10 protein-coding genes are annotated in these 9,718 nt (G+C 52.3%); 3 read left to right on the top strand and 7 right to left on the bottom strand.

Going from position 1 to position 9,718, the window contains the following annotated elements:
• Positions 1-35: 35 nt before the first annotated feature.
• From NF347_RS05980 to NF347_RS05970, 3 genes are read right to left on the bottom strand one after another with little or no spacing between them, the layout of a single operon-like run.
• Positions 36-494, bottom strand: coding sequence for a Spy/CpxP family protein refolding chaperone (locus NF347_RS05980; protein WP_123541809.1), 459 nt, complete (start codon positions 492-494; stop codon positions 36-38).
• Positions 495-511: 17 nt separating this feature from the next.
• A complete protein-coding gene (locus NF347_RS05975; protein ID WP_107034835.1) occupies positions 512-934 on the bottom strand; it encodes a hypothetical protein in 423 nt (140 codons plus the stop codon).
• Positions 935-968: 34 nt separating this feature from the next.
• Positions 969-1,532 carry an RNA polymerase sigma factor gene (locus NF347_RS05970; RefSeq protein WP_107034834.1) on the bottom strand — a complete coding sequence of 188 codons (564 nt, stop codon included), beginning with the start codon at positions 1,530-1,532 and terminating at the stop codon, positions 969-971.
• Positions 1,533-1,621: 89 nt separating this feature from the next.
• Here NF347_RS05970 and NF347_RS05965 point away from each other — a divergent pair, with 89 nt between their 5' ends.
• Positions 1,622-4,438, top strand: coding sequence for a bifunctional fucokinase/fucose-1-phosphate guanylyltransferase (locus tag NF347_RS05965; RefSeq protein WP_107034833.1), 2,817 nt, complete (start codon positions 1,622-1,624; stop codon positions 4,436-4,438).
• Between the two features lie 21 nt (positions 4,439-4,459).
• On the opposite strand, the gene NF347_RS05960 is transcribed toward NF347_RS05965, so the two are convergent.
• The 4 genes from NF347_RS05960 to pepT form a co-directional block, all read right to left on the bottom strand.
• Entirely contained in the window at positions 4,460-5,689 is a 1,230-nt protein-coding gene (locus tag NF347_RS05960; protein WP_107034832.1) for a DUF418 domain-containing protein, read from the bottom strand.
• Positions 5,690-5,760: 71 nt separating this feature from the next.
• Positions 5,761-6,912 carry an acyltransferase gene (locus NF347_RS05955; RefSeq protein WP_107034831.1) on the bottom strand — a complete coding sequence of 384 codons (1,152 nt, stop codon included), beginning with the start codon at positions 6,910-6,912 and terminating at the stop codon, positions 5,761-5,763.
• The gene (gene miaA / locus NF347_RS05950) at positions 6,909-7,808 is read right to left on the bottom strand and encodes a tRNA (adenosine(37)-N6)-dimethylallyltransferase MiaA (protein WP_107034830.1); all 900 of its coding nucleotides are present in this window, start codon (positions 7,806-7,808) and stop codon (positions 6,909-6,911) included. Before miaA ends, NF347_RS05955 begins: the two co-directional genes overlap by 4 nt.
• 24 nt (positions 7,809-7,832) lie before the next feature.
• Positions 7,833-9,059: a peptidase T gene (pepT, locus tag NF347_RS05945; RefSeq protein WP_107034829.1), complete on the bottom strand. Its 1,227-nt coding sequence runs from the start codon at positions 9,057-9,059 to the stop codon at positions 7,833-7,835.
• 192 nt (positions 9,060-9,251) lie between these two features.
• Between pepT and NF347_RS05940 the strand changes: the two genes are divergently transcribed.
• Together NF347_RS05940 and NF347_RS05935 are read left to right on the top strand one after the other, a co-directional pair.
• Positions 9,252-9,449, top strand: coding sequence for a YtxH domain-containing protein (locus NF347_RS05940; protein WP_107034828.1), 198 nt, complete (start codon positions 9,252-9,254; stop codon positions 9,447-9,449).
• Positions 9,450-9,491: 42 nt separating this feature from the next.
• Complete coding sequence (locus NF347_RS05935; RefSeq protein WP_107034827.1) at positions 9,492-9,692, top strand: YtxH domain-containing protein; 201 nt, start codon at positions 9,492-9,494, stop codon at positions 9,690-9,692.
• Positions 9,693-9,718 lie beyond the last annotated feature (26 nt).

Genomic DNA, 9,718 nt, shown 5'->3' with positions numbered 1-9,718 from the left:
ATGCAGCCGGTGGCAATCCGGCCATGAAATGCCGGTCAGTGCTTGTTGCCGCGTATGCGACGGTGCTTGTCCATAAGGTTGCGGTTGAAGTCGCGTTCGGCATTTTTCAGTTCATATAGTTGCTGTGGAGTGAGTATCTTTTTGAATTTCGGGAAATATGTGCGCTCGATGGAAGCTTCCTTGGCGCGCATTTCAAACTGCGCTTCGGCAGCCTTCTCATATTCAGTCTCGGTCACGGATTCACCATTTTTTCTGATGTTTCTTTCCAGCTGCCGCATCTCGTGGTTGAGCCGTCCGATCTCTATATCCATCTGTTCGTAGACGGGTGTGAACTCTGCTTTCTGCTTGTCATCGAGTTTGAGGCGTTCGGCGATATACTCCGATTTATAGCGTCTCATTTCTTCAAACCATTTTGCGCGCTGCCCTTTGTCGGTGGCGCCGGCTATCGATGTAGCTGTGATGGCCAGCATGAGGATAAAAAGTATTCTCTTCATGATTGTCCGTGTTTTGTTCAGAAATTTTTGAGTGATGCAGGCTGAAAGCCCTCTTCATACAGGTCGTTGTAGAGGTCGTCGGGTTCCATGCCGTCCATGCAGTAGTCGCTGATGAATGAGTCGTCGGCTATGGCTTCGGCCAGTATGGCGTTGTTGCCGGGAATGGTCACGTCGCCCGACGATCTGATCATGTCAAACATATTCATCATGCACCATACTCCCGCGAACATTGCCGCCAGATATACGTATGGCCGCACTTTCTGCCAGAATCCGGCGGGCATGACGCGTCCTTCGCGGGTGTCGCGCATTTCGGTTTCCCATGGCTGCACCGGCAGTGAAGCCTCCATGCGGCGTGCGAAGTCGTCGAAGTAACCTTCGGGCGTCAGCATTCCGTCGCGTCGTGCTGCCTTTTCGAGTATGTCGTCTATATTCTCTTTCATAGTTAATATTTAGACGTCTGAGTCTGTCGGGAGTTTAATCATTATCGTTAAAAAAACGCTCTATTTTTTTTACAGCGTGGTGATACGATGCCTTAAGAGCTCCGGCAGAGGTGCCGAGTATCTCCGACATCTGTTCATAAGGAATCTCGTCGTAATAGCGCATGTTGAACACAATTCGCTGTTTTTCAGGCAGAGTGGCTATGGCCTGACGTAATTTCTTCAGGGTTTCGTCGCCGTCGGTATGAGTGTCGGCCTCTATGGCGTTGATCAGCATCGACGATTCATCGTCGATCGATATGTTAAGGCGTTTTCGCTCTTTTTCAAGAAAAGTAAGGCTCTCGTTGATGGCTATCTTATAAAGCCATGTCGATAATTTAGCCTGTCCTCTGAAGGCGTCGATCGATGACCATGCTTTCAGGAATGTGTTCTGAAGCAGATCATTGGCGTCATCATGATTCTCCACCATGCGTCGTATCTGCCGGTAGAGCGGTTCCGAATAGCGGCGTATCACTTCGCCGAAAGCGGCACGGCACTCCTCGGGATTCTGCAGGCGAGCCGTGAGATCGCTGTCATTTATGGCGGAGGATCTGTCGGTCATTTTTTTGTCGATTATTCAATTAAACGGCGTAAAATTAGCCAATCTTTTTTAACTTTGCACTATTAATAAATCCTAATAGCTGAAAAATCATGACCGGCACACCCTATAGGCTTCTTTCGCTGCCTCCTGATCTTGTGGGCAGTTTCCACTCCATAACTGATCTAAACGCTCCCGAATGGTATTGCACGTCTGATCCGGCAGGTGTTAAGATCGGATCGGGCGGTGGCACCGCGTGGCTTGTCGACAGCTGGCTTAAAGACACAAGAGGGGTCGACATGTCTGATCCGAAGATCATCATTCATGCCGGCGGACAGAGCCGGCGTCTGCCGGCCTATGCTCCGGTGGGTAAGATATTGACGCCGGTGCCGGTGTTCAGATGGGAGCGCGGGCAGCTTATCGACCAGTCGCTGCTGTCGCTGCAGCTTCCGCTATACGAGCGAATACTGGCAGCCGCGCCTCCTACGCTCCCTACACTCATAGCCAGTGGCGACGTATATATCAGAGCTGAGAAACCGCTTACGGAGATACCTGAAGCCGATGTGGTATGTTACGGACTCTGGGTAGATGCTTCGCTTGCCACCCATCATGGGGTGTTCGTTTCGTCGCGTTCTACTCCGACAGAGCTTGACTTCATGCTGCAGAAGCCGTCGCTCGACCGGCTTGAGGAGCTGTCGCGTTCCCACATGTTCCTGATGGATATAGGTATCTGGCTGTTGTCGGATCGGGCTATGAAACTGCTACGCAAGCGCTCCGTCGATGCTGACGGCAATATAGGATTTTACGATCTTTACTCTGATTTCGGACGGGCTCTCGGCAGCAATCCTACCGTCGAGGATGATGAAGTCAACCGTCTGACAGTCGCTATTCTGCCTCTTCCCGGCGGAGAATTCTACCATTTCGGTACGTCGCGTGAGCTTTTGTCATCTACGCTCGCGTTGCAGAACAAGGTCGTGGATCAGCGCAAGATCCTACAGCGCAAGGTCAAAGCCAACCCATCGCTGTTTGTACAGAATGCCCTGATGGGCTATCGCCTGTCGTCTGACAATGACAACGTATGGGTGGAGAATTCATCTGTCCCGGCTTCGTGGACATTGCGGTCTGATCATATCATCACCGGTGTGCCGGAGAATGCATGGTCTCTTGATGTTCCTTCAGGCGTTTGTGTCGACATTGTGCCGGTCGGCGATGCTTCGTGGGCTGTGCGTCCATACGGACTGGACGATCCGATGCGTGGCGATCTCGATTCGCCCGACACGGTTTGGATGGGTGCTCCGTTCGTACAGTGGCGCAGCAGCCGCGGCGTTGATGTCGTCGGCGCGGATATTCAGGCATCACCTATATTTCCGGTTGTCGACAGTGTCGACGACATGTATGAGGTGCTTCAGTGGATGATCACCGGCGGAGCCGATGGCAAGGGTAAGGAAATATGGTTGAGTGCCCGAAAACTGTCGGCCGATCAGATATCGGCGCATGCCAATCTGACGCGGCTTTTCAGGCAACGCAACGATTTTCTGAAAGCCAATCTTGAGTTTCTGGCATGGAATTACGAAAAAAGTGTGTTCTATCAGCTTGATCTCAACGATGTGGCCTCCCGCTTTGTCACGATGGGTATAAAGAAGCCTGAATTATTGCCTCAGCAATCGGGCTCCATGACCAGGATACGCAATTATATGGTGAGGTCGCGGATCGATTCCATGTCGGGACGCGACGGGTCGCGTGAGGAGATGGCCGCCTTCGAACTGCTCCGTGACGAGATATTGTCGGAGCTGAAAGGGCGTCGGCCACATCCAAGGCTCAATGTCTACTCCGACCAGATAGTGTGGGGTCGTAGCCCGGTGAGAATTGACCTCGCCGGCGGCTGGACCGACACACCGCCATATTCGCTTTACACCGGTGGATCAGTGGTAAACATGGCTATCGAACTGAACGGACAGCAACCATTGCAGGTCTATGTGAAACCTTCGTCGGACTATCGCATAGTGTTGCGGTCGATTGATCTCGGTGCATCTGAGATAGTGGAGGATTTCGAAAGTCTGTCATGTTATCATACAGTCGGTTCGCCGTTCTCTATACCTAAGGCCGCACTTACTCTGGCAGGTTTCGCTCCACGCACGTCGTCCGATACTCTCACAGAGTTTCTGCACGATTTCGGATCAGGTATTGAAATCACACTTCTGTCAGCAATTCCGGCAGGATCCGGACTCGGTACAAGTTCCATATTGGCGGCAACAGTGCTCGGCGCTCTTTCGGAATTCTGCGGCATCGGCTGGGATGAAGGTGAGATCTCTCACCGCACTCTCGCTCTCGAGCAGCTGCTCACCACGGGTGGCGGCTGGCAGGATCAATATGGCGGAGTGCTGGGAGGAGTGAAACTGTTGCGCACCGAAGAGGGCATCACGCAGCGTCCGTCGGTCAGCTGGCTGCCTTCGCGCATATTTACCTCTACTGAGTTCAAACCCTGTCATCTGCTGTATTACACCGGACTGACACGTACCGCCAAGGGAATCCTTGCGGAGATAGTGCGCGGTATGTTTCTTAACTCCAACAGCCATCTGTCGATATTGTCGGAGATGCGGGCTCACTCGCTGGCTACTGCCGAAGCCATACAGCGCAATGACTTCCACCTCTATGGCCGTATGATAGCCAAGACATGGAGTCAGAACAAACGCCTTGATTCAGGCACCGAACCGCCTGCCGTGGCCGATATTGTCAGCCGCGTGTCGGATCTTACTTTGGGCTATAAACTTCCGGGAGCCGGCGGGGGAGGATATCTCTACATGGTGGCGAAAGAGCCTCAGGCTGCCGCACGGATAAGGAGCATTCTTACTGAATGCCCGCCCAACTCGCGTGCACGCTTTGTCGAGATGACTCTTTCGGATACCGGTTTCCAGGTGTCGCGTTCTTGACGCGACACCTGGCGGTGTACGTCATGCTGCCGCTGTGCTCCGTCCGGCGCCATTACGGTCGGCACGGATCCATGTGGCGCGTTTCCACAGATATTCCAGTGGCCCTTGTGAGTGGGTGGCGAGCCACTTGCGGCTGAATGCGAGCAACGCCATGAATATGGCGATGCCGATCAGCAGCGTTTCCGCGGCTCCTGTCTTGTCCCACAAATCAAATCCGAAGTGGTAGTAACAAGCCACTCCGATTATCGACTGGCCGATATAGTTGGTGAGGCTCATGCGTCCGAAAGGCGTGATAAACCGTTGCCAGAGATAGCCGGCGTTTCCGGCATGAAACCATAAAAGCATGAATGACGCCACAAGCATAATCATGAAGAAGAAATTGTAGATCATTCCGGCTATGATGCTGTAGTACGACAATATGGTGATATTGGTCAGATGCTGTGGAACGAATTCTTTGAGCGGATACAGTATGGCACTCGCGATTATGGCGACAAAGAGAGCCTTTTTCCAGAAGATCCGGCTGCTGTCAGAGCATTCAAAAAACTTTTTGCGGCCGAGCCACATGCCGAACAGGAACAGTGCCGGAGTCTGAAACAGACGGCCGGCCTCGATCTGCCATACGTTGGAGTACAGCCATCCGTCAGTCAGATTGCTGGCAAGAGTCTGTAGCAGATCGCCTGTGCGCCCCGCTACTTCAGCCGGTGCGGCATACTGCATGAAAAGTGAGTTGTTGTCGATGTAATCAGGGTTGAAAAGCGCATAGATTATATTGGCCCAGCACCAAGGCTGCAGCATCAGAAACGATCCTACCAGCAGCACCGTGCGGTCTTTCCACGATGATGCCGGAATGAGTATCAGGCCGCATACTGCATATAGTGTCAGTATATCTCCGTTGTAGAACAGTGAATGAAATTCGGCGAAAGCCAGCAGCAGAAGCATCCTCCAGGCAAAGCGCATGCGGAAGTCGCATCCGCGGCGTCGTGCGTTGCGAAGTTGTATGAAGAAGCTGAAGCCGAACAGAAGCGAGAATGTGGCATAGGCCTTTCCGGCAAAGATGAAATAGATGATCTGGACGATTTGGGCGTCAAGCCATTGCAGCCATTCCGGTCGCTGCATTGGAGCGTAAAATATGTTGTAGTGTTCAAGATTGTGTAGCAGGATTATAGCCAGAAGGGCGAATCCACGCAGGGCATCGACAGCCGCAAGGCGTGAGCCCTGCGATGACGGGCGGAGTGTTGTTGATGTAGTCATGATTATGATGATTGTGATGGGAAGTCTTACGGATTGTTTTGGCTGGACTATATGCTGTTCGGATGGTTTGTTCAAGCGACGAGACAGCGTGTCGGTCTCCACTGTCGCATAAGCCATGTGAGCGCGCCCGACACCACGATGCTTGTGGCAGCCATGAGCAGAAGGCGTACTATCGGCGCCACCCCTTTTATGTCGAAAATGTCATATGTCACAAATACGAAAAAAAAGTGGCACAGATATATGCCGAAGGTTAGCGAAGCAAGTTTCCCGAGCCATGGACGCTGCCGGATGCGGAGACGACTGAAGGCCAACAATATCGGGAAAGTCATCATGAACACATTAATCCCGGTGAAATAGTAGATTATCTCAAGGTAGGAGTAATCGCCGGGATACAGATCCTGAAGCTTCAGGTAGCCAAAGAATGTGATGCAGTAGCCTGCGATAAACATCGGCACGCATATCGCAGCGGTCTTGGTAGCACTCCATTTCAATGGCCAGCGGCGTATGTAGTAGGCGAGCAGCATATAGCCCGCGAAGCCACTGACGTAATAAAATGTTCCATAAGCGTTCCAGTCGCAGACTCCGAATATCTCCATGGATCCGAAATTTCCTGTATATCCAACCGCGGGAGCCAGTAATCTTATGTAGGGTATGAAGAGTGTGAATCCCCAGATGAGCAGTAGCAGCCTCACATCGCGACGCGATGCCTTTTCGAGCCACGGACTGATAATCGGTATGATCATATACAGTCCGACGAGCATATAAAGATACCAGAGCGGCACGGTGTCGAAATTGAAGTTGACGGTCATCAGGCATATCTTATGCCAGAGTCCGCTCCATGTGTAGGATGCTGCGTCGACCGTAGGATTGGCCGTATTTGCGTTGCCGAAATACAGATAGAACGCTACCGGCAGGATCACTGACCAGAAGATGAGCGCCGGCATTATGCGTCCGATACGTCGCCGGTAGAATGATCCGAGAGAACTGCCTGATGGCGCCGGCAGCAGCAGTATGGCTGTCATCATGACAAACAGTGGTACGCTCGGGCGTGTCAGTGAGCCGACGGCCACTCCGGTGACAAACGAGATGCGGTCGGAGTCAAAAGCACCAGTGAAAGGGTCGGAGCAATGGGCTATGACTACCAGCAAGCAGGCTGCGATCTTCAGTGCGTCGACCCATGCGATGCGGTCAGATTTCGTGGGATGTTGAATGGTCTGGTTCATGACGTGGTTATCAGTCGGAGTATCTTTTCAAATGCGTCGTCGGGAGTGACAAAAATGGTATCAGTAGATTTTTTCAGCCATGTCAGCTGTTTTTTTGCGTACACCCGGGTATTTTTGGCTATTCGCGCTATTGCAGTGGAGCGATCCATCTGTCCGTCGAACATGGCAAACATCTCCTTGAGTCCTACGGTATTGAGTGAGTTGTAATGCCGCATCGGATACACGCGCATAGCTTCTTCTTCCAGTCCGTCGGCGATCATTTCGTCGACTCGGCGGTTGATACGTCCGAACAGTTCATCGCGTTCCATGCCGATGGCTGTGCGTATTATCCTGAACGGTCTCTCGCGTCGGCGTCCGGTCAGCAGTGAAGAATATGGGCGTCCGGCCTGCATGCTGACCTCTATGGCATGGATCATGCGTTTGTGGTTGGCGCGGTCCACTCTCGACCAGTAGACGGGATCAAGCCGGCGCAGCTCCTCGGCCACGGCCTTTATCCCGCCTTCATCCATAATGGCGTAGGCCCGACGGCGCACGTCGGGATCAATATCAGGCAGAGAATCGATGCCATAGGTCAGAGCATCGACATACATCATCGATCCGCCGCACACTATGGCCACGTCGCTGTTGTTCCATATATCCGGAAGCAGCGCGAGGGCATCCTCTTCGAAGCGTGCCGCGCTATAATATTCGTCAAGTCCCAAAGTACCCACCAGATGGTGGCGTATTTCGGCGAGCATCTGTGGCGACGGAGCAGCGGTGGCAATCGGTATGTCGCGGTAAAGCTGGCGTGAATCGGCCGATATGATCTCTGTTGACAGTTCTTTGGCAAGACGCAGCGACAGAGCCGACTTGCCTGAGGCTGTCGGCCCTGTCACCACAAGGAGTGTCTTTTCCAAGGCGCTCGTCGGTAATTTAATATGTCAGTGCTTGGCGCCTACGAGGCGTGCTATCTCTACTATCACCTGTGAGGCTTTTTCCATGGAGCGCACCGGCACGAATTCAAATTTGCCATGGAAATTGAGCCCTCCGGCGAAAATGTTCGGGCAGGGCAGACCTTTGAATGACAGTTGTGCGCCGTCAGTGCCTCCGCGTATAGGCACTACTTTCGGTGTCACGCCGGCGAGTTTCATGGCCTGTTCGGCTATCTCGACTATATGCATTACCGGTTCGATTTTCTCACGCATATTATAGTATTGGTCGCGTATGTCGAGGCTTGCGCACTCCGGGAATTCATGATTGATCTTTCGTGTAAGATGCTCGAATTCCTTTTTGCGGCGTTCGAAACGGTCGCGGTCATGATCGCGGATTATGTAGGTGAGCACAGTCTGTTCGACAGTGCCCTCTATTGAGGTCAGATGATAGAAGCCCTCGTAGCCTTCGGTGTGCTCGGGTGTTTCCCAGCGGGGGAGCATGATGGCAAACTGCAGCGCTATGCGCATGGAGTTGATCATCTTGTGCTTGGCCGATCCCGGATGCACGTTGCGTCCGGCAAATGTCACTTTAGCTACAGCGGCGTTGAAATTTTCATATTCAAGTTCGCCGATTTCTCCGCCGTCGATGGTGTATGCCCAGTCGGCGCCAAACTGTCCGACGTCGAATTTGTGCGCTCCCTGACCGATCTCTTCGTCGGGGTTGAACGCTATGCGTATCCGTCCGTGCTTTATGTCGGGATTGTGCTGAAGATAATCTATGGCGGTGATTATCTCCGCTATGCCGGCCTTGTCGTCGGCTCCGAGCAGAGTTGTGCCGTCAGTGACTATTAGATCATCGCCGACATAGTGTTCCATCTCTGGGAAGTCGGCGGGGGAGAGCACAATCCCTTTTTCGGCATTGAGAGTGATGTCGCCGCCGGGGTAATTGTCTACGATGCGCGGATTGACATTGTGTCCTGAAGCGTCGGGCGATGTGTCGAGATGGGCTATGAATCCAACAGTGGGCACATGCTCGCAGCCCGGTGTCGCGGGCAACGTGGCCATTAGATAGCCGTTTTCATCAAGTGTTATATCAGTGAGGCCCATAGCCTTCAGTTCCTCTTCGAGGCTTTGGGCGAAAATCATCTGGCCGGGAGTCGAAGGGGTCATGTTGGTGAGTTCGTCGCTTTGGGTGTCAAACTTCACGTAGCGCAGAAAGCGGTCAACAACAGTCATTGAGGTAAATGATTAAGTAATGGTGTATATTTATAGATGTCACAAAAGTAGTGAAATTTTAGCGAGGTGAGAGGATATTGCCGAAAAAAATGCGTAGATTTGCGAAAAATCTTCGACCCGCATCAAAACAAATTTCCCTATGGCGGTGTTGTTAACAGTGAAGTTTAATTCTAATCAGTAATCAAGACACAAATGAAACCGTTACCCATTATTCTGGCAGTGCTCGGAGGCGCTATCGCCGGAGCTACCGTAGGTCTTCTGTTCGCACCTGAAAAGGGCGAGAATACACGTGATGAGATCGTGAAGTATCTTAGGAGCAAAGGTATAAAGCTTCATCGCAGCAAGATCGAGGCTCTGGCCGACGAGATCGCCGAGGAAATCAAAAAGTAATTCCCCCAAACATTCAATTCCACAACACAAACCCCGGAAATCATGAGCAATACAGGTATACTCTATTCATTTATCGGTGGCGCCATAGTGGGAGCTGCAGCAGCTCTGCTTCTCGCGCCTGAAAAAGGCGAGAACACGCGCCGCCGCATCAAAGAGATCCTTCAGAAGAAGGGAATTCTTTGTTCCGACAATGAAATAGACGCTCTCGTAGAGCAGCTGACAGAGGAGATGGACGCCAAATAAGGCGTGGCTGCGATAAATAGCACCGA

This window comes from Paramuribaculum intestinale (assembly GCF_030759015.1).
Classification (GTDB): domain Bacteria; phylum Bacteroidota; class Bacteroidia; order Bacteroidales; family Muribaculaceae; genus Paramuribaculum; species Paramuribaculum intestinale.
The sequence above is the reverse complement of the archived record's forward strand: the minus strand, read 5'-3'. Positions and strand labels throughout refer to the sequence as shown.

Bases quoted from the DNA above. Each gene is read 5' to 3' on its own strand.
- NF347_RS05955 (WP_107034831.1), bottom strand. From the start codon at position 6,912: ATGAACCAGACCATTCAACATCCCACGAAATCTGACCGCATCGCATGG.
- NF347_RS05960 (WP_107034832.1), bottom strand. From the start codon at position 5,689: ATGACTACATCAACAACACTCCGCCCGTCATCGCAGGGCTCACGCCTT.
- pepT (WP_107034829.1), bottom strand. From the start codon at position 9,059: ATGACTGTTGTTGACCGCTTTCTGCGCTACGTGAAGTTTGACACCCAA.
- NF347_RS05965 (WP_107034833.1), top strand. From the start codon at position 1,622: ATGACCGGCACACCCTATAGGCTTCTTTCGCTGCCTCCTGATCTTGTG.
- NF347_RS05970 (WP_107034834.1), bottom strand. From the start codon at position 1,532: ATGACCGACAGATCCTCCGCCATAAATGACAGCGATCTCACGGCTCGC.
- NF347_RS05940 (WP_107034828.1), top strand. From the start codon at position 9,252: ATGAAACCGTTACCCATTATTCTGGCAGTGCTCGGAGGCGCTATCGCC.
- NF347_RS05935 (WP_107034827.1), top strand. From the start codon at position 9,492: ATGAGCAATACAGGTATACTCTATTCATTTATCGGTGGCGCCATAGTG.
- NF347_RS05975 (WP_107034835.1), bottom strand. From the start codon at position 934: ATGAAAGAGAATATAGACGACATACTCGAAAAGGCAGCACGACGCGAC.
- NF347_RS05980 (WP_123541809.1), bottom strand. From the start codon at position 494: ATGAAGAGAATACTTTTTATCCTCATGCTGGCCATCACAGCTACATCG.